The sequence below is a fragment of the Vibrio sp. 704 genome (assembly GCF_033339295.1).
Genome location: NZ_JAWOUH010000002.1, coordinates 459,697 through 484,361 on the forward strand (window position 1 = coordinate 459,697; position 24,665 = coordinate 484,361).

24 protein-coding genes, 1 pseudogene and 1 riboswitch are annotated in these 24,665 nt (G+C 47.3%); of the genes and pseudogenes, 10 read left to right on the forward strand and 15 right to left on the reverse strand.

The window, feature by feature from the left end; genetic code table 11:
* Nucleotides 1-52: 52 nt before the first annotated feature.
* Both R7R24_RS05945 and R7R24_RS05950 read left to right on the forward strand, forming a co-directional pair.
* Nucleotides 53-1,405: a GntP family permease gene (locus R7R24_RS05945; protein WP_017634362.1), complete on the forward strand. Its 1,353-nt coding sequence runs from the start codon at nt 53-55 to the stop codon at nt 1,403-1,405.
* 16 nt (nt 1,406-1,421) lie between these two features.
* Nucleotides 1,422-2,558, forward strand: a complete 1,137-nt coding sequence (locus tag R7R24_RS05950; RefSeq protein WP_042522351.1) for a glycerate kinase — start codon at nt 1,422-1,424, stop codon at nt 2,556-2,558.
* A gap of 95 nt (nt 2,559-2,653) precedes the next feature.
* On the opposite strand, the gene R7R24_RS05955 is transcribed toward R7R24_RS05950, so the two are convergent.
* The gene (locus R7R24_RS05955; RefSeq protein WP_054578553.1) at nt 2,654-4,090 is read right to left on the reverse strand and encodes a PLP-dependent aminotransferase family protein; all 1,437 of its coding nucleotides are present in this window, start codon (nt 4,088-4,090) and stop codon (nt 2,654-2,656) included.
* A 92-nt stretch (nt 4,091-4,182) separates the two neighbouring features.
* Between R7R24_RS05955 and R7R24_RS05960 the strand changes: the two genes are divergently transcribed.
* The 3 genes from R7R24_RS05960 to R7R24_RS05970 all read left to right on the forward strand — a co-directional run bounded on the left by R7R24_RS05960 (nt 4,183) and on the right by R7R24_RS05970 (nt 6,180).
* Nucleotides 4,183-5,082 (forward strand): DMT family transporter, encoded by a 900-nt coding sequence (locus R7R24_RS05960; RefSeq protein WP_054578552.1) that lies wholly within the window; start codon nt 4,183-4,185, stop codon nt 5,080-5,082.
* A gap of 66 nt (nt 5,083-5,148) precedes the next feature.
* A complete protein-coding gene (locus tag R7R24_RS05965; protein WP_054578551.1) occupies nt 5,149-5,436 on the forward strand; it encodes a hypothetical protein in 288 nt (95 codons plus the stop codon).
* Nucleotides 5,437-5,589: 153 nt separating this feature from the next.
* A complete protein-coding gene (locus R7R24_RS05970; RefSeq protein WP_224721315.1) occupies nt 5,590-6,180 on the forward strand; it encodes a type II secretion system protein in 591 nt (196 codons plus the stop codon).
* 37 nt (nt 6,181-6,217) lie between these two features.
* On the opposite strand, the gene R7R24_RS05975 is transcribed toward R7R24_RS05970, so the two are convergent.
* The 5 genes from R7R24_RS05975 to R7R24_RS05995 all read right to left on the reverse strand — a co-directional run bounded on the left by R7R24_RS05975 (nt 6,218) and on the right by R7R24_RS05995 (nt 9,094).
* Nucleotides 6,218-6,745: a GNAT family N-acetyltransferase gene (locus R7R24_RS05975; protein WP_025768768.1), complete on the reverse strand. Its 528-nt coding sequence runs from the start codon at nt 6,743-6,745 to the stop codon at nt 6,218-6,220.
* Between the two features lie 33 nt (nt 6,746-6,778).
* Entirely contained in the window at nt 6,779-7,246 is a 468-nt protein-coding gene (locus R7R24_RS05980) for an HAD family hydrolase (protein WP_025768769.1), read from the reverse strand.
* A 119-nt stretch (nt 7,247-7,365) separates the two neighbouring features.
* Nucleotides 7,366-7,836 carry a GNAT family N-acetyltransferase gene (locus tag R7R24_RS05985; protein ID WP_025768770.1) on the reverse strand — a complete coding sequence of 157 codons (471 nt, stop codon included), beginning with the start codon at nt 7,834-7,836 and terminating at the stop codon, nt 7,366-7,368.
* 1 nt (nt 7,837) lies between these two features.
* Nucleotides 7,838-8,569, reverse strand: coding sequence for a glucose 1-dehydrogenase (locus R7R24_RS05990; RefSeq protein ID WP_054578550.1), 732 nt, complete (start codon nt 8,567-8,569; stop codon nt 7,838-7,840).
* 9 nt (nt 8,570-8,578) lie between these two features.
* The gene (locus R7R24_RS05995; protein ID WP_054578549.1) at nt 8,579-9,094 is read right to left on the reverse strand and encodes a GNAT family N-acetyltransferase; all 516 of its coding nucleotides are present in this window, start codon (nt 9,092-9,094) and stop codon (nt 8,579-8,581) included.
* Nucleotides 9,095-9,364: 270 nt separating this feature from the next.
* Between R7R24_RS05995 and R7R24_RS06000 the strand changes: the two genes are divergently transcribed.
* Both R7R24_RS06000 and R7R24_RS06005 read left to right on the forward strand, forming a co-directional pair.
* Entirely contained in the window at nt 9,365-10,459 is a 1,095-nt protein-coding gene (locus tag R7R24_RS06000) for a NapC/NirT family cytochrome c (RefSeq protein ID WP_054578548.1), read from the forward strand.
* A gap of 22 nt (nt 10,460-10,481) precedes the next feature.
* On the forward strand, nt 10,482-12,929 hold the full coding sequence (locus R7R24_RS06005) for a trimethylamine-N-oxide reductase 2 (RefSeq protein ID WP_017821005.1): 2,448 nt from the start codon (nt 10,482-10,484) through the stop codon (nt 12,927-12,929).
* Between the two features lie 70 nt (nt 12,930-12,999).
* Here the strand turns inward: R7R24_RS06005 and R7R24_RS06010 are convergent, their stop codons facing one another.
* The 8 genes and pseudogenes from R7R24_RS06010 to thiD form a co-directional block, all read right to left on the reverse strand.
* The gene (locus R7R24_RS06010) at nt 13,000-13,725 is read right to left on the reverse strand and encodes a phosphatase PAP2 family protein (RefSeq protein ID WP_054578547.1); all 726 of its coding nucleotides are present in this window, start codon (nt 13,723-13,725) and stop codon (nt 13,000-13,002) included.
* 210 nt (nt 13,726-13,935) lie between these two features.
* Complete coding sequence (gene thiE, locus R7R24_RS06015) at nt 13,936-14,550, reverse strand: thiamine phosphate synthase (protein WP_005374296.1); 615 nt, start codon at nt 14,548-14,550, stop codon at nt 13,936-13,938.
* A gap of 61 nt (nt 14,551-14,611) precedes the next feature.
* Nucleotides 14,612-15,403: a hydroxyethylthiazole kinase gene (gene thiM, locus R7R24_RS06020; RefSeq protein WP_054578546.1), complete on the reverse strand. Its 792-nt coding sequence runs from the start codon at nt 15,401-15,403 to the stop codon at nt 14,612-14,614.
* Between the two features lie 12 nt (nt 15,404-15,415).
* Nucleotides 15,416-16,084 carry a thiaminase II gene (gene tenA / locus R7R24_RS06025; protein WP_054578545.1) on the reverse strand — a complete coding sequence of 223 codons (669 nt, stop codon included), beginning with the start codon at nt 16,082-16,084 and terminating at the stop codon, nt 15,416-15,418.
* A 54-nt stretch (nt 16,085-16,138) separates the two neighbouring features.
* Complete coding sequence (locus R7R24_RS06030; protein ID WP_318119472.1) at nt 16,139-17,089, reverse strand: ABC transporter substrate-binding protein; 951 nt, start codon at nt 17,087-17,089, stop codon at nt 16,139-16,141.
* A gap of 47 nt (nt 17,090-17,136) precedes the next feature.
* Nucleotides 17,137-17,871, reverse strand: a pseudogene (locus R7R24_RS06035) (ABC transporter permease); the annotation flags it as partial.
* A gap of 58 nt (nt 17,872-17,929) precedes the next feature.
* Nucleotides 17,930-18,685: an ABC transporter ATP-binding protein gene (locus R7R24_RS06040; protein WP_054578543.1), complete on the reverse strand. Its 756-nt coding sequence runs from the start codon at nt 18,683-18,685 to the stop codon at nt 17,930-17,932.
* On the reverse strand, nt 18,675-19,532 hold the full coding sequence (gene thiD, locus R7R24_RS06045; protein WP_005383329.1) for a bifunctional hydroxymethylpyrimidine kinase/phosphomethylpyrimidine kinase: 858 nt from the start codon (nt 19,530-19,532) through the stop codon (nt 18,675-18,677). The genes R7R24_RS06040 and thiD overlap by 11 nt, the downstream gene beginning before the upstream one ends.
* A gap of 97 nt (nt 19,533-19,629) precedes the next feature.
* Nucleotides 19,630-19,737, reverse strand: a riboswitch (TPP riboswitch).
* A gap of 311 nt (nt 19,738-20,048) precedes the next feature.
* Between thiD and R7R24_RS06050 the strand changes: the two genes are divergently transcribed.
* Both R7R24_RS06050 and R7R24_RS06055 read left to right on the forward strand, forming a co-directional pair.
* A complete protein-coding gene (locus R7R24_RS06050) occupies nt 20,049-21,434 on the forward strand; it encodes a TldD/PmbA family protein (RefSeq protein ID WP_054578542.1) in 1,386 nt (461 codons plus the stop codon).
* Nucleotides 21,434-22,777 carry a TldD/PmbA family protein gene (locus tag R7R24_RS06055; protein WP_054578541.1) on the forward strand — a complete coding sequence of 448 codons (1,344 nt, stop codon included), beginning with the start codon at nt 21,434-21,436 and terminating at the stop codon, nt 22,775-22,777. Before R7R24_RS06050 ends, R7R24_RS06055 begins: the two co-directional genes overlap by 1 nt.
* Before the next feature lie 77 nt (nt 22,778-22,854).
* Here R7R24_RS06055 and trmY read toward each other — a convergent pair whose 3' ends face one another.
* The gene (gene trmY / locus R7R24_RS06060; protein WP_017634347.1) at nt 22,855-23,454 is read right to left on the reverse strand and encodes a tRNA (pseudouridine(54)-N(1))-methyltransferase TrmY; all 600 of its coding nucleotides are present in this window, start codon (nt 23,452-23,454) and stop codon (nt 22,855-22,857) included.
* A 160-nt stretch (nt 23,455-23,614) separates the two neighbouring features.
* Between trmY and R7R24_RS06065 the strand changes: the two genes are divergently transcribed.
* Nucleotides 23,615-24,139 (forward strand): DUF3087 domain-containing protein, encoded by a 525-nt coding sequence (locus tag R7R24_RS06065; protein WP_033907183.1) that lies wholly within the window; start codon nt 23,615-23,617, stop codon nt 24,137-24,139.
* The last annotated feature ends 526 nt before the right edge of the window (nt 24,140-24,665 follow it).

Genomic DNA, 24,665 nt, shown 5'->3' on the forward strand with positions numbered 1-24,665 from the left:
TGAGTGAGCCAACACGGACTCGTTCAGCAAAATAAGAATAAATGGAGTTATCATGAACCTTATATTAATCCTGCTCGGGGTGATCGCATTTATTGTGCTCACGACCACCAAATTCAAATTACATCCCTTTTTAGCGCTGATCATCGCGGCGTTCCTTGCGGCATTTGCTTACGGCTTACCGGCAGATAGCATTGCCAAAACCATTGCTTCTGGCTTTGGCGGCATCCTTGGTTACATTGGTTTGGTTATCGTTTTAGGTACCATCATCGGTGTTATTTTGGAAAAAAGTGGTGCAGCGATCACTATGGCCGATACGGTCATCAAAGTGTTGGGTGAGCGTTTCCCAACATTGACCATGAGTATCATCGGTTACATCGTTTCTGTTCCGGTATTTTGTGATTCAGGCTTTGTCATTCTGAACTCGCTCAAAGAATCACTCGCGAAGCGTTTAAAAACTTCAAGCGTTGCGATGAGTGTGGCGTTGGCAACTGGCCTATACGCAACGCACACGTTTGTGCCGCCAACTCCTGGACCGATTGCCGCTGCGGGTAACTTAGGCCTGGAATCTAACCTTGGTTTAGTGATTGGTGTGGGTGTGTTTGTTGCAGCGGTTGCGGCGTTAGCGGGGATGTTGTGGGCGAACCGATTCCAACATGTTGAACCAGATGGCATTGAAGCCGCAGAAGAAATTCAGCAAGACTGGCAAGCACTCAAAGCGTCTTACGGCAAATTGCCAACGGCGAGCCAAGCATTCGCTCCTATTTTTGTTCCTATCTTATTGATCTGTTTTGGCTCTATCGCGAAATTCCCAAGCCTACCGCTGGGCGAAGGTTTTGTGTTTGATGTTCTGACTTTCTTAGGACAGCCACTAACGGCATTGGTGATTGGCCTGTTCCTTTCTGTTCGTCTACTCAAGTCAGACAACAAGATTGAAGAATTTGGCGAGCGAATCAGCCAAGGTATTACGGCTGCTGCGCCTATTCTTTTGATTACCGGTGCGGGTGGTGCTTTTGGCGCGGTATTAAAAGCAACGCCGCTAGGTGAATACTTAGGTACGACGCTATCGGCGCTGGGCGTGGGTATTTTCATGCCATTTATCGTTGCGGCTGCGCTAAAGTCGGCGCAAGGTTCATCAACGGTTGCATTGGTGACCACATCGGCTTTGGTTGCGCCTATGCTTACGCAATTGGGGCTCGATTCAGAAATGGGCCGCGTATTAACGGTGATGGCGATCGGTGCTGGTGCGATGACGGTTTCTCATGCAAACGACAGTTTCTTCTGGGTAGTTTCGCAGTTTAGCCGCATGTCGGTGGGCTTAGCGTACCGCGCGCAAACCATGGCTACGCTCGTTCAAGGTGTCACGGCAATGGCATTGGTGTACATTTTGAGCCTCGTTCTCTTATAAGTCTCTGGAAATACGTATGAAAGTGGTAATTGCACCTGATTCATTTAAAGAAAGCTTAACCGCCAAACAAGTGAGCGAGGCGATCAAAACGGGTCTTGCTCGCGTATGGCATGATGCCGAGTTTGTTACGGTTCCGGTCGCAGACGGTGGCGAAGGCACGGTTCAATCTTTGATAGATGCAACTCAAGGCGAACAAGTCTTCACAACGGTGACCGCGCCATTAGGGAATGATGTTGAAGCGTTTTATGGCATCCTCGGCGACGGCGAAACCGCGGTTATTGAAATGGCGGAGGCCAGTGGTCTGCACCTTGTGCCGAGTGATGCTCGCGACCCAAAACTGACCAGTAGCATTGGTACTGGACAGCTGATCAAACACGCGCTAGATAGAGGTATTCAACGCTTAATCATTGGTTTGGGCGGCAGCGCTACCAATGATGGTGGCGTGGGCATGTTGACCGCGTTGGGGGTGGCGTTTCTTGATGAATCTGGTCATGCAATTACCCCAAATGGAGGCGGGTTAGCGGCGCTTGCGTCCATCGATATTTCTGGTCTTGACCCTCGTTTAGCAACTTGCGAAGTGCTGGTAGCGTGCGATGTTGATAACCCACTCTGTGGTGACAAAGGCGCGTCGGCTATCTTTGGCCCGCAAAAGGGAGCGACCGTATCAGACGTTACTCTGCTCGATAACGCATTGCGCAAGTTTGGCGAGTTGACGGAACAAGCGACGGGTAAGCATGTACTGACTCGTGAAGGGGCGGGTGCTGCTGGTGGTATGGGCGCGGCCTTGCTCGGGTACACGCCAGCACGTTTGCAACCGGGAATTGAGATTGTGCTTGAAACGGTCAAACTTGCTCAGCATGTTGCGGATGCGGATATCGTATTTACAGGCGAGGGTCGAATCGATCATCAAACCGCACATGGCAAAACGCCGATGGGCGTTGCTCAGGTCGCCAAGCAGTGTAATTTACCAGTCATTGCATTAGCAGGCTGTGTGGGCGACAACTATCAGGCGGTTTATGAGTGCGGCATTGATGCGGTGTTTGCTTGTGTACCAAGGGCGATGAGCTTACCTGAGGCCATGAAAGAGGCCGACGTCAACGTTGCTAACTTAGCCGAAAACGTCGCGAGAATGTGGCAAATTAAGTCGCACTGAAGGCGATGACGATATGAAAAACTCCACCTTTGCGTGGAGTTTTTTGTTGTTACCTGTTTGCGTGTGTAGGCATAAGTTCATTTAGCAAGAGCGAGTTAACAGGCATGCTTTGCTATCAATTTTGCCAGTGTTTGCATCGCTTGACTCCAATCGGTTTCATGACCAAAGTTTGCCACGCTGAGGCGTACGCAATGCCGATATTGCCCTTGAGTGCCAAATACGGTGCCGGGAAGTAGGCTGATTCTGTGCTTATTGCACGCTTGATACAACGCATAGCTGTCCGTGTCTTCGGGCAGGCGCAACCAAAGCAAGAACGAGCCTTGTACGGCGTTGATCTGATATCGATTTTTTAGAGATTCGTATTCATCCAAGTATTGATGAAGCATCTGGATAAATCGACGCATGTTGTTTTGATAAACCCGACCCATTCGCGCAGTATGCGTTCGATACTTGCCTGACGTTAGAAACGTTGCCACGGCAGATTGCATCAGGTTCAAACTGCCCATGTTCTCACACAGTAGATATTGCTCAATTTGATCTCGATATCGCCCCGCCAACATCCAACCAATTCTCAAACGCGAATCGAGCGTTTTGGATAACGAATTCACGTAAATTACGCGTTGCTTGTCATCGAGCAATCTCAAGCTTGGCAACGGCTTATCATAACTTAACCCGCCAAACACATCGTCTTCGATAATAGGAATATTGCCGGACGCCAATAGTAATTGTTGACGCTTTTCTAGCGGCATCATGGCACCAGTTGGATTGGTGAAGTTTGGCGTTACGATGATCGCTTTTATGTCCCATGTCGCCATTGCTTTTGCTAAGGCTTCGGGGCACATACCGTCGCGTGGGCAACTCGGAATTTCCACCACTTTGAGGCCGAGTGATTCTAGCATCAATAAGTTGCCAAAATAGCAAGGGGACTCCACCGCGACGATATCGCCTTTTTGTGTCGTTGCGCGCAGCGCTAGGCTAATGGCTTGTTGCGCGCCGTGCGTCACCATGATCTCATCCAACTTGGCTGGCGTGCCCAAATCTTGTGTGATTTTCGCCAGTTGTTTGATTAAGAGGTGATCACCGGGTGGTAATTGGTAATGGCTCGGTACATGCGTTTGCTGGCGGCTGTGGCGGCCGATCTCGGCGTACAAGCTTTTGATTGCGGGGGAGTCAATGTTTGGGTGGGCAGAACCGGTAGGCAAACGCTCTTGGTATTCAGGATAAGTAAGGATTTCTTTGCAGATCGAGAGCAAATCCACACGAGTCGGATCCGGAATTGAGCGAGAGGTCGGCAAGGCGATTTTCACTCGATAACCCGATTTGGGAACCGAGTACACCAAGTTTTGCGCTTCCAACTCTTGATACGCACGAATCACGGTGTTTTTGCTGACGCTTAATTCTTGGCTCAACGAGCGAATGGAGGGCAGTCGATCATCCGCCTGATAAACGCCATCATTAATGGCTTGTTTGAGGTGTTTTTCCACCACGAGGTACTTATTCCCTTCACTGCTTCTCAATAAATCTGTACCCATAAAAACACTTCCATCTGTCACTTTTTGAAAACACTGTACCTAATTACATTAGCAGTATCTCAAAACATAAAACAAGCGTGAGTGAGGCGAACATGTTAATCCGAGCCATCCCTTTTGTATTTGTCATCCTTTGGGCTTCTGGATTTGTTGGTGCGCGTTTTGGTTTGCAATATGCCGAGCCAGCGACACTACTTTCTATCCGTATGGCATTCAATTTCTTACTGTTTTTGGTTCTTGTGGCGGTATTGCGTAGAAGGTTGCCGACAGGAACAGATTTTTGGCACAGCTGCGTGGTTGGGGCGTTGATCCACGGTTTCTATCTGGGCGGTACTTATTTCGCTATCGCCTTGGGTATGCCTGCTGGGTTGAGTTCGTTGCTGGTGGGTATTCAACCGATTTTAACCGCGGCTTTGCTGGTGGCGTTTGTTCGTGAGGAATTTAAACCCTCGCAATGGTTGGGTTTGGCTCTTGGTTTTGTCGGTATTGCTATGGTGTTGATGGGCAAAATGGAGTGGCAATCCGAGCAGCATAAAGTGTTGGCCATTGGTTTGTGTTTGTTGGCTTTGGTTGGTATCACGCTAGGGACGCTTTATCAGAAAAAACATTGCCAACAAGTGGATATGGTGGGCGGTGCGACGGTGCAATATTTGGCCGCTCTCGTCATGTTTCTGCCCGTTGCGATGCAGTTTGAAACCATGCAAGTGCAGTGGGAACTGGAGTTTATTTTGACTGTGTTGTGGTTGGTCGTCGTGCTCTCTTGTGTAGCTATTCTACTGCTGTTGTACATGGTTAAGAACGGTGCTGCATCGAGCGTAGCTTCTGTATTCTACCTGGTGCCGCCAACGACGGCGATTCAGGCTTGGCTCGCGTTTGGAGAGTCATTTGATTGGATGGGGATTTCTGGTTTCGTACTGGCAGCTACGGCGGTGTATTTGGTGGTTAAAAAGCCGGATCTGACGATAAAGAAATCGATTCAAACAGAATATACCTAAATTGGGTAGGGACATTTGCGTACCAGTGGGTACAATCTGCTTCATCTTAATCCGTGGAGCAGAATGATGAAGGTAAAGCCAGATCGAATGACCGCCATGCGTAGCATCATCGAGCAAGTAAAAGCGGAACTACCAATTTATGAACCAGGAACGTTTGTATGTGGACCAGAAGGGCAGTGCATTGGCTGTCCGAAAAAATTGTTGGAAATGGTCGATTCAGAAGTCACTTATTGGGAGTCAGCCATGGAGCGCGGCATTGTTCCGCAGTTCGATGAGATTCGTCGTTTTGGCAAAATGTGCACGAATGTTCGTCGTGGTCTGGTGCGAAATAATGTGCCTTTACTCAGTAACTAGAGAGTAAAAACTGTCTAATATCTGATACATAGCGTCGTTTTGTTACACAGCTCTTTGGCTGCTGTTCTCAAGTTTGAGTGGTGTTTGTCTCTTCTTACCCCTTAAGCCTTTAATCGTAAGAAATTGGCGATATATTGGCTCGGTCTCACATGGATGTGGGGCTATTGTCTTGGGCTAGTTGAGATAAGAAACGTGAAATCAAAGGGATTTACGCTGATGGAAATCACCATAGTGCTTACCACTTTGGCTTTCATCGCATTAGCTGCTTTACCAGTACTACTCGATATTCATCGCCAAGCATACGCTGCGATGCTGCACAGTTCTCAGTCTTCTTTGGGTACGGCTCTCAAATTCTTTCATGCTCAAGCTGTGATTGATAACGCTTACGGCCAAGAGCACGTTCACTACATTGACCAACAAGTCAAAACACGCAAAGGTATGCCAGAAGCGAGTGCCGATAGTATTCGAGCTTTGTTAGAAATCGATCTACCAGCCAGAGGTTATTCGAAAATTGACGTGCCGTGCAAAGGCAGTGATTTTTGCATCATCGGTCAGCAGCACCCAAACAGTGCTCATTTTGTCGCGATTCCTGATTATCAGTTCTTAGATAAATCGGGTGTTGATCGCGTTGTGTACATTTGGCCGCAAGGTTACACACTGGCAGAAGAAGCATGCTATTTCTACTACGTGAATCAAGCCTCTAACGATTCAATTGTTCGAGGGCATGTGACGCAAGGGTGTTAACCCCGAATAAGTGTTGCGAACAACGGTTATCGTGACTCTACAAATCGGGGTTTTTCGAACGGCTTTGCGCTTTATACAATACCATTTTTTGACTCATCAAGACTTTACCATTTGGCAAGGTCACTTCCCCAAGTTCCCCCTGATGTTCAAATCCAAACCGTTCATACAAAGCAATCGCTGGTGTGTTGGTTGTGTATACGTAGAGTGCGATTTGGTCGTAACCAAATTCCCAACCACGTGCGATCGCGACTGCCAATAGTTTCCGCCCCAATCCTTTGCCTCGGTAGTTTTTGTCGATGTGAATACCAAGAATACCGACGCGAAGGCGTTGCCCTCTTTCGTAACCGCACATCTCAGCTGGGTAGATTTCAACACTACCGATAAGTTTTTGGCGGTCAAACGCGACAAACTGAGGGATGGACTCGTTTTCCACACGTTGCAGGATTCTGCGAAGCGTTGCGTTATCGGGTGCAGGAGAAATCAAAAATTCCCCTTCGGAGTACACTCGATTCCACAGCGCGGTGAAGCGCGCGATATCGCTCACCTTGATGGATCTGATTTGCATTCATCTTCCTTGATTAGTGCAGGTTAGTAACGGTTAGGGGATAAGCTCAGATAAACAACGAATTTGGTTAGGAATGGCTTCTGCTGGTGCATCAGCGCCCGTTGGGTTAAACCAAATTGTGTTTACGCCCGCTTTCATCGCAGGGTAAATATCTTTGTGAGGTAAATCGCCAACCATGGTTATTCCACTCACGTTAACCCCTAACTGTTTTGCGATGGCGAGATAAAACTCAGGTTGGTTTTTAGCGATACCGAGGTTGGCAAAACAAAAATAGCCATTTAAGTATTGGTCTAAGTCGACGCGAACAAATGCACGCTGAACCTCTTCCATGTTGGAATCAGATGCACTGGTCGCAATGTAGATGGGATGATTTTGGGAAAGTATTGCCAGTGTTTCTCTGGCTTGAGGAACTGCTTCTACGTGTTCCCAATCGCACATTTTTCCTTGTGCCTCAGGGAAATCTACCATCAAGGTGTTCCCCCAATCGAAAAGATAAATCATGTTCGAATCTCCTTATCCGCACATCATATCGTCTTTTTCTAAAATTAGGGGGGTAAATTGCATCGATAAATACGATTTAGGTGGGTTTAGTCGTTAAAAGCGCTTAATTGTCGTTATCGTTACAAATGTTTCAGCATAATGCGTGAGTTAGTTTTAAAACCTTGATTATCGTAAAAGCGCTGTGCTGGCTGATTGAATTCCATCACTTCCAATCGAATTTGTGTGGCATTGGCGTCGCGCGCCCATTGCTCACAGGCTAGGAGCAGTTGGCGGCCGATTCCTTGCTGCTTTTGCGCTTCATCGACAACAATTGTTCCCACGCGACAAATTGGGTCTTTGATCAGAAAACTGACGGTGTCGTTTTGGGTGATCATCGCGGTTAAGAAGCCGAGAATTTGCTGTTCGCGTTCGGCAATCAAAAAGAGTCGCTCTTTGTTCTCTAGTGCTTGTGCAAGAAATTCGCGGTCAGCTTCTGAAGGCGCAACAAAGGCTTCTGGCGCATTCGCAAAATGCAGTGAATTAATTTGAAAATTAAGCTGAAAAATTTCGTCTAAATCATCGGGAATCGCTTGTCGGATATGGACTTGCATTCTATCTGCCCCCTGCAATATCGATAAATGATCCTGTGACATAAGAGGCTTCGTCACTTAATAGCCAAGCGATCGCATTTGCCACTTCTTCTACCGTGCCACCGCGTTTAAGAGGAATTTGAGGGCTGAGTCGATCTACTCGGTTTGGTTCTCCGCCGTCGGCATGCATATCAGTGTAAATGAAACCAGGTCGAACGCCATTGACGCGAATATTGCGCTCTGCCAACTCTAGCGAGAGCCCTTTAGTTAAGGTATCCATCGCGCCTTTTGATGTGGCGTAATCGACATACTCAAATGGCGCTCCTGAGCGCGACGCTCCAGAGGAGACATTCACAATTGCACCGCCTGCACTGAATCGCCTCGCCGCTTCTCGACAGCAGAGAAAACAGCTATTCACATTGGTGTTCATTACTTTCTGAAAGCGTTCCAAGCTAATTTCTGACAAAGGCGATTGAGTAAATAGGATGCCAACGTTGTTGACCAAGTGCGTCACTGCACCAAATTCACGTTCTGTTTCATCAAACAAGGAGAGCACTTGCTTCTCATCGGCTACGTTTGCGGCTATGGCAATCGCTTTGCCACCGATTGCTTGTATTTCTGCCACAACTTGGTCGGCGGCCTCTTGCTGAGTGCGGTAATTAACGCAAACGCGATAGCCTTGCTCGGCCAGCTTTTTCGCCGCTGCTGCTCCAATACCTCGGCTTGCGCCGGTAATGATGACTACTTTATTCAAAATACGTCCTTATTTATGTAGTGAGTAGATTTTATCGGCGTAGGGTTTGCCACCAATTTGGTATGCGTCTGGAATGACCTCAATGAGTTCGAAACCACATTTTATCAGGACACGCTCTGACGCAATATTGCCTTCAGTGACCGTCGCGGAAAAGTGGTTGATGTTATGTGTCGAGGTTGCCCAGTATAGAAGCGCTTGAAGAGTTTCTGTTCCAAACTGTTGGCCATGAAATTCCGGCAAAAGTAAGTAACCTACCTCTGCCTTACCGTTTTCAATAGCAAAGCCAGTGATGCCGATGGGTTGTTCAGATTGCTTATCGAGTATTACAAGGCAAAGCCAATGCTGGCTATTTGGGGTCCATGGTAATAATCGCGAAGCAAATTTTTCTCTTATTTCTGTTTCGCTGGGACGATCGAAACAGAGCGCAATAACCTCTTGTTCGGAGAGTAATCGTTGAAAGAGTTCCCAGTCACTGGCTTTGATGGGTCTTAATTGGCTTCTGTGCGTCTCGATATAAACTGACATGCGTGTCCTTACTGCATCAATGTGGAGATTCAGTCTCTCATCCTCTTATCTATTTAATCAAATAGTTGCATTCATAAAAGTGATTTATGTGGTGAATAGTTGGCTAGGTAATGGATTATTGCCATATATTCATCCTTGAGATGTAAATAACAAAATTTCATACTTGAGGCATACAGAGCAACACGGAAATGATGTGGATCAAGAGAGGACTACCCATAAAGTAGTAATTTGCGACCTATAATTACATTTTATTTGGAAGTGTTGCTAATTATGTCAATAAAAAAACGATATGTTGCACTGCTGGTTGCTGCCGGCATTGGTGTGGGCTGGTTAACTTTGGGGGGGAGTGCGGCAGTAATGCATTACACCTCAGATACTGAATTTTGTCTCTCGTGCCACTCTATGGAAACCCCTTACAAAGAGTACCAAGGCTCAGTGCACTTCAGTAATGCGAAAGGCATTCGCGCGGAATGTTCTGACTGTCATATTCCTCAAGAACCAATGGATTACCTGATCACCAAAATTCGCGCGTCGAAAGACATCTACCATGAATTTGTGACAGGTAAGATCGACACGCCAGAGAAATATGAAGCACATCGTAAAGATATGGCTGAAACGGTATGGGCTCAGTTCCGTGAAAATGATTCAGCGACGTGTCGTTCGTGTCATGATTTCGATGCAATGGAAGAGTTTGAGCAATCACGTGATGCGGCGAAGATGCACGCTTACGCGAAAGCAAACGATCAAACGTGTATCGATTGTCATAAAGGTGTGGCGCACTTTGCACCAGAAGCAGAGCTAGACAGCAAGGCATTTGAAACGTTGATGAGCTTCACCACAAAAACATCACCTGGTGCCAAAGTCGTTTACCCTGTGACTGAAATCGCAATGGGTGAGATGGGTAAAATTAACCCAACGACGAAGTTGGAAGTAATCAGCTCTGAAGGCGACAACCGCACTGTTAAGTTGAACGCATTCCAAATGAAAGGCGCAGAGCAAGTGCTTTACATGGGAGAAGGTCAACGTGCCATCGTTGCAACGCTAACAGAGCAAGGCCAACAAGCGCTTGAAACTGGTGAATTTGAGGCAGATGTTTACGGCAACGAATGGCGCGCGGTTTCTTTAACTGGCGCTATTGATTCTCCAGTTGTAGACACGCTTGATCCAGTATGGTCATACGCAGAAGAGTTGGACAACGTTTACTGTGCAACTTGTCACGCGAAAATTCCTTCAAATCACTTCACAGTGAATGCATGGGGACCGGTAGCGAAAAGTATGGGTGATCGAACTGATATTTCAGCCGAGAACCTAGAAATTCTAACCAAGTTCTTCCAGCACCACGCAAAAGATGTGGTTGGTCACTAACGATAAATAGAAGGATAAGATTATGACTAATATGACCCGTCGCGGATTTCTAAAAGGCACTGGCATGGCGGCTGGTGCAATGGCATTCACTTCATTTGCACCTATGTCTGTTGCGTCTTCAAACCAGCGTGGCAAGGGCATTTTGACAGCAGGCCGCATGGGCCCAATGTTATGTGAAGTGAAAGATGGTAAGTTGGTTTCGACTACTAATGCTCTTCCACAAACTGTACCAAATAGTCTACAAACTACTGGGCCTGACCAAGTGCATACCAAGGCGCGTGTGAAGTACCCAATGGTACGTAAAGGCTACTTGGCAAACCCATCGTCGCCAGAAGGTGTGCGCGGTAGTGATGAGTTTGTGCGTGTGTCTTGGGATGAGGCTTACAAGCTGATCCACGAGCAGCACATGCGAATTCGCAAAGAATATGGCCCGGCTTCTGTGTTTGCAGGCTCTTACGGCTGGCGTTCAAGTGGCGTGCTGCACAAAGCACAAACCTTGCTGCAACGTTACATGAGCATGGCGGGTGGCTATTCAGGCCACTTGGGTGACTACTCAACGGGTGCTGCGCAGGTCATCATGCCGCACGTTGTGGGCTCTATCGAAGTGTACGAGCAGCAAACCACGTACCCAGTGGTACTAGAGCACAGCGATGTGGTTGTGCTTTGGGGCTTAAACCCGATCAACACTCTAAAAATCGCGTGGAGCTCAACAGACTGTGCTGGTCTTGAGTTCTTCCATCAGTTGAAAAAATCAGGCAAGACGGTTATCGCTATTGACCCTATTCGTTCTGAAACCATCGAGTTCTTTGGTGAGAATGCGGAGTGGATTGCTCCTCACCCAATGACCGACGTGGCAATGATGATGGGTATCGCACACACCTTAGTGAAACAAGGTAAGCACGATAAAGCCTTCCTCGATAAATACACCGCAGGTTACGACAAGTTTGAAGCGTACCTGATGGGCGAAGAAGACGGCGTAGAAAAATCAGCAGAATGGGCATCACAAATCTGTGGCGTACCTGCAAAGCAACTTGAGCTACTGGCTGACATCTTCAGTAAAAACCGCACCATGCTGATGGCGGGTTGGGGCATGCAGCGCCAACAATACGGTGAGCAGCGTCACTGGATGCTGGTTACACTAGCAACGATGTTGGGTCAAATCGGTTTACCGGGCGGTGGTTTTGGTTTCTCTTACCACTACTCAAACGGTGGTAACCCTGCTCGTGATGCTGGCGTACTTCCTGCGATTTCGGCATCGCTGGGTGGCGGTTCTTCTGCGGGGAACGACTGGGCGGTGTCTGGCGCGGTGCAAAGCTTCCCTGTGGCGCGTATCGTCGAGGCGTTGGAAAACCCAGGTCAATCCTACCATCATAACGGTCATGAACTGACGTTCCCGGACATCAAGATGATTTGGTGGGCCGGTGGTGCGAACTTTACTCACCACCAAGATACCAACCGCTTGATTAAAGCATGGCAAAAGCCTGAACTGATCGTGATTTCAGAGCCTTACTGGACGGCGGCTGCGAAGCACGCGGACATTGTTCTGCCAATCACCACATCGTTCGAGCGTAACGACTTAACGATGACGGGTGACTACAGTAACCAACACTTGGTGCCAATGAAGCAAGTGGTTGAGCCGCAAGGTGAAGCGCGTAATGACTTCGATGTATTCGCGGACATGGCAGAGATGCTAGCTCCGGGTGGCCGTGACGTATACACTGAAGGTAAAACCGAAATGGAATGGCTGTACGGCTTCTACAAGGCGGCGCAACAAGGTGGCCGTGGCTCTCGCGTAGCAATGCCGAACTTCAGCAAGTTCTGGGAAGATAACCAACTGATCGAGATGAAGTGGAACGAGAAGAACGCACAGTTTGTTCGTTACGCAGATTTCCGTGAAGACCCGATCATGAATCCACTCGGTACACCAAGTGGTAAGATCGAAATCTTCTCGAAAACCATTGAAGGTTATCAGTTGGAAGACTGTCCTCCACACCCAACGTGGATGGCACCAACCGAGTACACTGGCAATGCAAAAGACGGCGAGTTGCAGCTAATGACCGCGCACGCAGCGCATCGTCTACACAGCCAGTTTAACTACGCGAAGATTCGCGAAGAGTACGCAATTGCAAACCGTGAACCTATTTGGATTCACCCTGAAGATGCGAAAGCGCGTGGTATTAAAACGGGCGATTTAGTTCGTGCGTTTAACAACCGTGGCCAAGTATTGGTTGGTGCAGAAGTGACTGACCGAATCAAGCAAGGTTCAGTGTGTATTCATGAAGGCGGCTGGCCGGATCTGGATCCGAAAACCGGCATTTGTAAGAACGGCGGTTGTAACGTGTTAACGTTGGATATTCCGACCTCTCGACTTGCAAACGGCTGTGCGGCGAACTCGGCGCTGGTTCGTATTGAAAAATACACTGGCCCAGAATTAGAACTAACAGCGTTTGAACCACCAAGAAATGGTTAGAAAAAAGTAGCGTTTTAAAGCAAGAAGCCAGCGAATCGCTGGCTTCTTTTTTATCTAGTAATCGTTCACATTAGCGCGAAGCGAGAGAAACAAATGGCATCTGTTTCTTAATTTGAAATGTCGGGAGTAAAGTAAATACAATCGCGACAAACAAGACTGAGCCTATTAAATCTTCAGGGCGATGCATCCCCAGCCATAAGCGGCTATATGCGACGCTCATTCCCCACATCCATAATGACAGTGCAGAGATATAGCTCTTGTTCTGTAAGAACAACCCGCCAAAGAAAGCCAAACAAATCGAAACGAAAATCGTATGGCCGGATGGGAAAGAATAGTCTTTCTCGCCTTGCCAATGGCGCGTTCGCCAATCACTAACGTGTTCAGAAATCTGGTTAATTACGTTGGCTTGCTGCTTTGTATCCAACTGATAAAACGCGTCTGGGTGCTCAATCAATTGTTCTGCTGCGAGCAATTCCGTGTAGGGACGCGGGCTTTCTGTCATCAGTTTTAGCCCCGTTTTGCTGGCAAAACCAATCACCAGTAACAACCCTAACATTGAGAGTTTTTGTATCCACTCAATGCGACTTGGTTTAAAGCGAAATAAAGAAAGCAGTAGCAGTGTTAACGTAATTAAAAAGCCTTTGCTACCAGCAGAATCTGTGAGCAAAGTAAAAGTAATACCCAGACTTTCCGGCACCTGTGAAGTGAGATTGTGATAAGAGCCAAACAGCGACATTGGGATGATGCCAAGAACAAACAAGGCGAGCATCATCAATCCATATTTTTTGGTTTTCATTGAGAGCGTTTTGTTTTTATTGAGGGTTATTCAACCACGTGAAAATAAGGGGCTTATCTTACGTTATCTGGCGTGAAAAACTTATCAACGCTCTGTCAATTCGAGCGTGAAAGTGACATTGCAGCTCTTCGTTGTGAAAGGAGAGGTTGTTGAAAGTACTGAAAGGCAAACGCGCTCATCCATAAGCGCTTTGTTCAGGCGTGAGCAAGGTTAGCTCATCAACCCTAATAAATATTCCGATGCGGCTTTTGGATCTTCTGCGTGGCAAATCGCTGAAACCAAAGCTAAGCCATGAACACCAGTGGCGCTGAGTTGCGGAATGTTACTTTCGTTAATGCCGCCAATGGCAACAATCGGCAGTGAAGTCGTCTCTAACGCCATCTTCAAGCCATCAATACCCCAGAACTTCTTGGTGTTGGTTTTGGTCGGCGTCGCGAAGATTGCGCTCAAGCCGATGTAATCAATCGGAAGAGAGTCCGCTTCTGCAAGCTGCTCTTCATTTTCGATGGATAAGCCGAGGATTTTGTTTGGTCCAATCAACTCACGAGCGATAGTTGCGGGCATGTCTGATTGCCCGAGGTGAACCCCATCGGCATCAACTGCCAGTGCAACATCAACGCGGTCATTGATGATCAAAGGCACATTGGTATCTTTAAGGATGTCTTTCACGGCTTGAGCACGTTCGATAAACGCACGCACATCGCCGTGTTTTTCGCGGACTTGTACCATGGTCACGCCACCTTCCACGGCTTTTCTCACAACACGCTTTAGTGTGGCTAAATCTTGTTGGTCATCGGTGACCAAATATAAACGATAGGCGTTCATTTTGTTTCCTTTGGGCCTCTCATCTACAGGGAGTGAGAGGCCGGTATTTGTTAGAGAAAGCTTAACTCACTTGGAGTTTTAGGCGTTTTGCCAGTGTTTCTTCATCCAGTTGGTAAAGCTCATCCAACAGGTTCATTTGCAGACTGCCTGGCCCTCGCGCTTGCTCAGCCGCAATTTCACCCACAACGCCCAGTACCGCCGCGGCAGCAAGTCCGGAGTGATCACCAACAGCAGCGAAAGCACCCGTCAGTGCCGTTAGTGTGCAGCCCATTCCGGTTACGTATGGCATCATCTCGTGACCGTTGTTTAGCTGCACAGTTTGCTCTTTCGTGATGATGTAATCAGTCTCGCCAGAAATCACCACACTTGCACCATACTCTGAAACTAAGAAGTTCGCTGCGCCAAGTGCTGCGTCGCTGCTGTCTAGTGCATCGACGCCTTTGCTTTGTGCTTGCTCGCCAGCGAGAGCGATGATTTCTGAGGCGTTACCACGAATGATCAACTTGTCTGCAAGGCGTGCGATCTCACGTGATGTCTCGGTACGCAGTGAGCTTGCTCCACAACCGACGGGGTCGAGTACAACGATTTTGCCATTGGTATTGGCTTGCTCTACGGCATAGCTCATACGCGGTGTCCAAACGCTGTCTAGGGTACCGATGTTGATAACCAATGCGCCAGCGAACGACATCATCTCTGCCATTTCCTGCTTGGAGTGCGCCATGATTGGAGAAGCGCCGATGGCCAATAGTGCGTTTGCTGTGTTATTCATCACCACGTAGTTAGTGATGTTGACGACTAATGGCTTTTGCTGGCGTACTGCGGTTAATGCTTGGGTGATTTGTTCAATTAACATGAGACTCTCCGATTAATCTTGCTGAGCGTTTAGACCTTGTTGCCAGAATGCCACTTCCATACGCGTTGCAGTTTTGAATACCTGAATCAGGTTTTGACCACGCTGGCTATTGATGTCGATTTCCGCCAATAACTGGTTAAAGTGTTCTGTACCTTTTGCGACACCAGATTGGAATTCCTCACCACCGTAGAGGTTGATCCAACTTGCATATGGGTTGCCTTCGATTACGGTCTTTTCATCTTCAATCAGCACCTTACCGATTACGGCATAACCGATGGAGCATGGCGCTAGTGCCGCGTATAGATCAACAAGATCGCCCGTCATGCCAGCATCTAATACGTAACGGGTGTAAGCCACAGTGCCGAAATCTTCTGGCTCGTTTTCTAAGTCGGATTCTGTCAGTCCCCATTGCTCACAGTAAGTCACGTGGTGGGCGATTTCAGAATCGAGCAATGCATGTACGCTTGGTAGGGCGCGGCGCATGTCATCCAAAGTACGCGCTTTGTAGATCGCTAATGCGTAAGCTCGCGCGTACTGTTTTAGGAAAAGAAAATCCTGCTTTAGGTAATGCAGAAAACAAGGCTGAGCAAGAGTGCCTTGCGCCAATTGCTGCACGAAAGCATGCTCAGTGTATTCTTGCCAATCTTGGCGGCAAGCGTCGATCAAATCTTGGTATTTCATTATGGGTATCTCGTTATCAAAAGACCCTAGGCTTTGAGCCTAAGGTCAGTAGAATTAGTCAAAGCTCGGTACGTAATCTTTCGCTTTTGGCAGTGTTTCGATGATTTTTTGTGAATACATGAATTCGGCATAATCATCGTAGCGTTTCAGATCTACTGCAGATGGACGAAGAGCGAAACGAGTTAGCGTGTCGTTCCAAGCGCGTTGGTTAAGTTCGTTGTTGAGGGTGTCTGGTGAATAAGCCACAAACTCTTTCCACGACTCTTTTGGATGGTTAACGATGTAAGTGGTCGCTTGCTCTAGTGCTTTATTGAATGCCTTGATGGCTTCTTTGTCGTAGGTTTTTGCATTGGCTACGAAGACCAACTCGTCATACGCTGGCACGCCGTGTTCTTCAGGGAAGAAGGCCTTAGCTTTATAACCTTCTAGTGCCAGTTGGTTGGTTTCGAAGTTACGTAGACCGCCCCAAATCGCATCCACCTTGCCAGACGCAAGAGACGAAGACAGCGCCCAACCTACGTTGATGATTTGTACGTCAGAAAACTTCACGTTCTCTTGAGCTAGCATGGTGCCGATTGCTGCTTCTTCGTTGCCTGCGATCGCAATACCGATCTTCTTGCCTTTTAAGTCGCCAAGGTTTTCATTCTTACCGTTGTCCAACACCATCAGCGTGTTGAGTGGCGTAGCAATCAAAGTCGCAGAGCGGATTAGTGGCAAACCAGCCGCGACATCGATAGTTAGGCTCGGTTGGTATGAAATCGCCATGTCGACTTTACCCGCCGCGACCAACTTAGGTGGTGTACTTGGATCTGCAGGCTCTTGAATGTTGACCTTCAAACCTTGTTCTTTGAAGTAACCGCGCTCTTTGGCAATCACGATAGGACCATGGTTTGGATTGACGAACCAATCCAACATCAGTGTCATCTCTTTTTCAGAGGCAAGCACGTTGGTTGATACCACTGAAGCGAGTAGAGCAGCAGCGCTCATAAGTTTGTTTTTATTCACGGGGTTCTTCCTTTTCTTTCCCAATTTCCTTTGGTTATTTTCGGCAATTACTTGCTTTCCCAAGGGATGGCTTTTTTCAATAATTTATCGGTGATGAAGTAGAGTGAGATAGACAGCACGGCGAGGATAAACAGCGCTGCAAACATCTCATCAATGATCATTCGAGCGTTAGCTTGGAGCATCAGATAACCCAAGCCTTCACTTGAACCTACCCACTCACCGACCACTGCTCCAATTGGCGCAATAACGACGGCAACACGAATACCTGAAGCTAAAGTTGGTAGTGCGGCTGGCAATTGAATATGACGAAGTAGCTGCCATTTCGACGCGCCCATGGTCTTGGCAAGATCGAGGTAACCTGTTGGTGTATTGCGCAAACCGTCATAACAACATGTCGTGACGGGGAAAAAGATGATGATCGCCGCCATGACAACTTTCGATGCAATGCCGTAACCAAGCCAAAGCATGAGCACTGGCGCGATGGCGAACACAGGGATCGCTTGGCTAGCAATCAGAATGGGCAGTAACCAACGCTTGAGCGGCTCGAACATCAGCATTTGCAATGCGAACAGCAAACCCATTGATAATCCAAGCGCCAAGCCAAGTAAAATCTCTTGCGCGGTAACCCAAGTATGTTTGAGCAGGACATCGTAACGAGTGACCAATCTATCCAGCACTTCAATTGGTGAAGGTAAGATGAAGCTTGGCATATCGAATATCACCACGACCAACTGCCACAATCCCAAGATCACCGCAGTGCTGATGACCAAGCGCAGAGCCGGATGTGTCACGCTTTCTTTTTTACCAATACGTGCCGAAACGGAGTTGTACTGAGTCATATCACTCATAGTCTTTCTCCAATTGGTCCAAAATCGCTTGTTGTAGCGCCGCGCATTCTCCATCGAGAACTCGTGGAGGCGTAGAACCCGGAACAACCAAGTGCTGAGCTTGCGCAGGTGAGCCTTGCAATACATAGAGTTGATGAGCTAATCGCACCGCTTCTTGTGGGTCGTGGGTAATCAGAACAACCGTCTTATCTTTCAATAATTCGGCAGACAAGGTTTGCAACTTATGGCGAGTAACCGCGTCCAGCGCAGAGAAGGGCTCATCCATCAGAACCAGAGGCTTGTCTTGCATCAGAGTACGAGCAAGGGCAACACGTTGTCTCATGCCGCCAGAGAGCTGAGCTGGCTTAGCATCCGCGTAATCGGCGAGTCCCACTTGGCTGAGTAAAGTCAGTGCACGTTGTCTATTTTGCTCTGGTGCTTGCTCTTGAGAAAATCGAGAACTGAGGCAGACGTTGTCTAACACATTCAACCACGGTAGCAATAAATCCTGTTGAGCCATGTAAGCGATACGGTCATGCAGTGCAGCGCCATCGGTTGTGATGAGTTCGCCATGCCAGTCAACTTGGTCATCCAGTAGGCCAGCTAAGTAACGCAATATTGTGGTTTTCCCGCAGCCACTTCGTCCGAGTAATACCGTCCATTTACCGACGGGAATGGTCATGTTCATTCCTGCTAAAGTCGGTGTTTGGCTATCTTTGTATCGCAGGCTAGCATCGGAAAGCTGAATGCCAATCGCGTTAGCGAACATAAGTATGACCCGCAAAAAAGTGGTTCACAGGGCCGTGACCTTTACCGACATCCAGTTCATCAGCGTGCGCGATAGCTTGGCTGATGTACTGCTTACCAAGGTGCACCGCTTTGTGCAGATTGTTGCCTTGTCCAAGATAAGATGCGATGGCAGAAGACAGCGTGCAGCCTGTGCCATGGGTGTTTTTGGTTGGAAATCGCTTGGCGCTAATTAACTCGGCACTGTCTTGCATGATAAGCAGATCGTTGCTGTTTTCATTTTCTTCAAGGTGACCGCCTTTGAGCAGAATAGCTTTGGCTCCAAGCGCACGAAGGTCGGTAATCATATCGTTCATTTCAGATTCTGACTGAGGCATTGGCTTACCCGTCAATGCTGCGCCTTCGGGTAGGTTAGGGGTAATGATGTCTGCGAGCGGAATCAATTCTTCTTTTAAAGTGCTGATTGCCGACTGTTCCAATAATAGATCGCCGCTAGTGGCCACCATTACAGGGTCAATCACGAGGTGTTTTGGCTGGTATTGTTTAATTTTGTCAGCAACGACTTTGATGATATTGGAATCTGCCAGCATGCCCACTTTGACTGCAACGATGTTGAGGTCGGTAAATACTGCATCAAGTTGGCTCTCTACATGGTCGAGAGGAATGGGGAAAATCGCAGAAACGCCTTGGGTATTTTGCGAAGTAATCGCCGTGATTACCGAGCAAGCAAAACTGCCGGTTGCGGACATCGCTTTGATGTCGGCTTGAATACCTGCACCGCCACCACTGTCTGAGCCCGCGATGGTCAATACGATAGGGGTAGGCAAGGCTGGCGTGTGATGTGAATGAGGTTGTGATTGCTGCGTCATGGTCGCTCCTACTACAAGACGTATAGGAACTGACTTTGACCGTTGCAGATAGATCGATTTTTCGATCGCTATCGCTTACCTAAGAGGGGCGACGAAAGGCAAAGTGTGCATAGTTCCCTACGTCAGTGCTAACTGAATCAGGTTCAACGGGTCTCGAATTTCGATCTCAGCCAACACTTGTCGTGTGGCCCCCCGACTATTTCGTTCGGATGATAGCAGGACCATTGCGGAAGGGATACGTTTTTTGAGCGTAATTATAATGAGTATTCAATTATGCGAGGTGAGTGATAAAGTAAGCACCTAAATGGTTTGCTGGGTGGAATTTACTAGTGCAACGCTCTGGTGAATGAGCAGAACCTGGAATATTTAATAAATAATCGTGGTCTCGTTAAGCAAGGATTAGCACAAAACAAGGTTAAAAAACTGTTAAAATTTAACGTGTTGCCAATTTAACTTTGTTGAACTTTTTCACAGTTAATTAGGAAGGCTAAGACGATCATCGAGCAAGGAGACTTCATGCTTAATTCTGTAACAGCGAAGTCAGTGATCGATCATGCTCTCTTTTTGGGGGCTGATTTCGCTGAACTATTCGTTGAACATCACCAAACCAACACTGTCCAGATCGCATCTGGTGAAGTGGATAAGGTTAACTCGGGTATCGATTTTGGTATCGGTATTCGTCTTTTTTTCGGTCATAAGGTGCTTTACGGTTACACCAACAGCACAGATGAAGCCGAACTAAAGCGCGTAACCTCGCTGCTTGCTGCAAAAGACAAGCGTGAGCAAATCGCGTCAGCGGGTTCTTTGAATTTGAACCGCTACCCAATCCAACATGGTTGCCGCATGCCGCTAAGTAAGGATGCTAACCTAGATTCAAAAATCGCGTTTCTATTGAAAGTTGACCAAGCCGCACGTGCTGAGAGTGAGCATATCAGCCAGTTTATTGGCAGCGTGCTTCAGCGCGAACAGCAAGTGTCTATCTTCAATTCAGAAGGTCTACACGTTGACGATACTCGTCACTACATCCGAGTTGCTGGTAATACTGTCGCTCAAAAAGGTAATGAGCAGTCTTCTGGTATGGAAGGTCCTGGTGCTCTTGCTGGCTGGGAGTTCAGTGAACAGCTTGATGCGAAAGAGCTAGGTCAAACTATCGCGCAACAAGCGTTGGTAAAACTTGGCGCTGATGCTTGTCCATCGGGTGAAATGCCAGTGGTAATTGGTAACGGCTTTGGCGGCGTTATCTTCCATGAAGCGTGTGGTCACTTGCTAGAAACCACTTCGGTTGCGAAGAAAGCTTCAGTATTCCACGACAAGATGGGCGAAATGGTTGCTCACACCGCGGTGAATGCAGTCGATGATGGCACCATGACCAACGAATGGGGCTCGATTCATGTTGATGACGAAGGCATGAAGACTCAGCGCACCCAATTGATCAAAGACGGTAAGCTAACCAGCTTTATGGTCGATAAAATGGGTGGCATGAAGACAGGTTACGAACCTACGGGTTCTGGTCGTCGTCAAAACTACAAGTTCGCACCAACCTCGCGTATGCGTAATACCTTTATCGAAGAAGGCGAGCATTCACTTGATGACATGCTGGCAGGCATCGAGCATGGTATCTATGCGAAGAAGATGGGAGGTGGCTCGGTTCAACCGGGTACGGGTGAGTTTAACTTTGCTGTTCGTGAAGCTTATCTCATTGAAAATGGCAAAATCACCAAGCCTCTGAAAACAGCAACGCTGATCAGCACGGGTCCAAAAGTGTTGAAAGAAATCAGCATGGTCGGCAAAGACATGGCACTTGCGCCGGGCATGTGTGGTTCCGTAAGTGGTTCAGTACCAACAACAGTCGGTCAGCCAACACTGAAAGTCGATAACATTCTGGTAGGAGGCGGTAACTAATGAGCCAAGAACAACAACTTCTTAATGCGGTTGATTACGTCCTATCAGAAGCAAAACGCCAAGGTGCAGAAGCGGACGTCATTGTAAACCGCAACAGCAGCTTTTCTCTGAAAGCGAACCAAGGAAAGCTGGATGAGTACAAAGTAAGCTCAAGTCAAGTGCTGGGTGTTCGAGTTATTAAAGATGCTCGTGTCGCGACAAGTTATTCTGAATCACTAGAGCAACCAAGTTTAGATTTGATGCTCACAAACGCGCTGCAAAGTGCTCGCTTTTCCAAGCAAGATGAACATCAAACCATCAGCTGCGTAAACAGCCAAATCACGACTGATGTTGCTGAGATTGTGCAAGAAGATACCACTTCTGTTGACGAAAAAATCGAACTGTCTCTCGCACTTGAGCAAGGCGTAGTGGCTCTGCCTCACGCTTCTAGCGCACCTTACAATGGTTACAGCGATGGCGAAACACAACTGATCATTGCCAATACTCAAGGCACATTGTGTCAACACTTCGAGCGCTCGTTCACTTGTTACGCGTATACCTTGTTTGAAAAAGACGGCAAACAGTCAATGGCGGGTAGAATGTCACTGGGTCGCCGTTTTGATGAGTTGAATCCAGCTTACTGTATAGAAGGTGGCTACAACCTTGCTCGTGATCTTCTGGAAGGCGCTCCGGTTGCGACAGGTAACTACCCTGCTATTTTCCACATCAATGCGCTAGCAAGTTTATTCGGTGCTTTCGGCAGTGCTTTCTCTGGCGTAAGCGCGATGAAAGGCATTACGCCACTGGGTGACAAGCTTGGTCAACGTGTTGCGAGTGATTTAATTACCTTTACTGATACGGCTTACATGCCAAATGGTATGGCAATCGCGAGTTTTGATAGTGAAGGCTTCGCTACTCAAGATAATGTCATGATTGCTAATGGTGAGTTGAAAACCTTGCTACACAACAGCCAGACCGCAAGTTACTTGGGCGCAGTCTCGACAGCAAGTGCCGCTCGCGGTGCAAAATCGAGCCTAGACGTATCAGCGAATCACAAAGTGATTGCGACGGGTAACAGCAGTGCGTCAGAAGTAAAAGCGGGTGAGTACCTAGAGTTAGTCGAACTTCAAGGTGTCCATTCTGGTGCGGATGCAGTGAGTGGTGATTTCTCATTTGGCGCGAGTGGTTTCTTGTGCCGTGATGGTAAGCGCATTCAACCAGTTCGTGGGATCACGGTAGCGGGTAACTTCTACAATATGCTGCAAGAAGTTGAGGCAGTAGGTGATACTCAGCTAATTAACGATAGCCGAACTTTCTTCTCGCCAGACGTTCGTTTTGCTCGTTTGAGCATTGGTGGTAAGTAAACTTAGCATTACTATAGAAACAAAAAGAGGACTCAATAGAGTCCTCTTTCATTATCTAGCAACGTGTGCGCGAATAACTAGAATTCGCGTATGTCCAACTCATTGTGGATCAATACTACACACTGAGAAGCGAAAAGCATCTTAGGACCTAAGCTGATCTTCTCTGTGCCAAGGCGCTTTAAGCTGTTAAAAGACTTTTTCGGCATCGGTATATGGTCAGTTAGCAAGAAACATGGATTTTCACCAATTTCTGCATCACGAACAAATTCGCCTTTCTTATCCAGCATATATAGTTGGTGATCTTCTGCCAGTTCTTGTACTAGGCGTTCAAAGCTCACTGTACGAACGGTAATACCAGGTTCGACTTCACGAAGTTGCTCTTTACCCATACCAACCGAAGCATCCAAAGCGCGAGCCACTGCTGCAATCAAGGTTGACTCATGGAAGCCGCCAATGTTGGTGATGTCGTTGGAGCGAATAGTAATGGTGCGTGAGAAATCTTTTGTGCTTTCTAAAACCAAGTGAACAACCACATCTTCACGGTGTGATTGAGCAACGAACATCGTGTTCATCATGGTATGAGCAAGAATCTCTGTATGCGCTTCATTACCAACACCTTCTAACAGTGCTTTGCTGGTGGTTGGCGCCGCGCGAGCTCGTAAAACAAAAGAGCGCATGAATTTAGCCTCTATATAGGAAGAGTGAATGCGCGGAAGTATATACCCAAGCAGGGAAGGGATGCGAGTTTAATAGCAAATGTGAACTTACTTACAAAGCTTCGATTGTGGAGCTGGGTGTGCTGGCTAGAATAGGAGGCAACCCTGTTAGGAGTGGTATATGGAAATCAAACAGATAAATAAAGACATTTATAAAAAGAAAGTAAACCTTGTGATTGGCGGTTTTGTTGCGTTGCTCGCCATCTCCTCTCTTGCCTTTAGTACCTTGTTGATTGTTTTGTTTGGCAACACTGAAGTCGTACCAGAACAATCAACGGGCAATTTCCATTGGAATTTGATTGGTGTCGTTCTCGCAGTTGCAACTTCCCTCTCTTTATTGAATCAAATTAAAACTCGACCATACATGGAAGAAGTGCTGTACGTTTGGAAACTCAAGCAGCTGCACAACAAGATCTTTCGTAAACTAAAAAGCATTAAAGCAGCCGCGAACAATGGCGATGTAAAAGCGCTGACGATCCTTAAGTTCTACTATACGACTCAAAGTCAGGTGTTTGAGCTAGACAACAACACACTGACGATGAGCAGTGTAAATAAAGAATTGGAGGCTATCGAGCAAATCGAAGCGGCGCAATCAATGAGTCTCGATATCACAGGCTTTGAAGAGTCTTGGCTAGACACATATTGATTGCCTATTTGCTACTTGAAGTTAACAACTGAGTGCTAAAAATAAGCGTTTGAGTGATATTTAATCATTCGACGCTTTTTTTTGATTTTTTTTCTGAAAAGGGGTTGCCAAGAAAAATCATCTCCCTATAATGCGCCTCCGTTGTCAGGGCAAAGCGGAAACGCAAAAGCGGTTGGCAAGAAGGCGAAAGAAAACTTCTAAAAATTAATTTAAAAAAGTGTTTGACACTGAAAATTAATTCCTTAGAATACGCCTCCGCTTCGATAGCAAAGCTTACGAAGCAAGCTCTTTAACAATATAGACCTATCAATCTGTGTGGGCACTCGTTGATGATAATCCAATTAGATATTTCTTTCTTAACGGAAAGCGGTATCAAATTAGGTTTCAATGAAACGAAGTGACCATTGAATCGAAAGATTCAGCACAGTCAATTCAAACATTACTTATGTAATGTTCAGTATTCATTGAGCCGAACAAAATCTTAAATTGAAGAGTTTGATCATGGCTCAGATTGAACGCTGGCGGC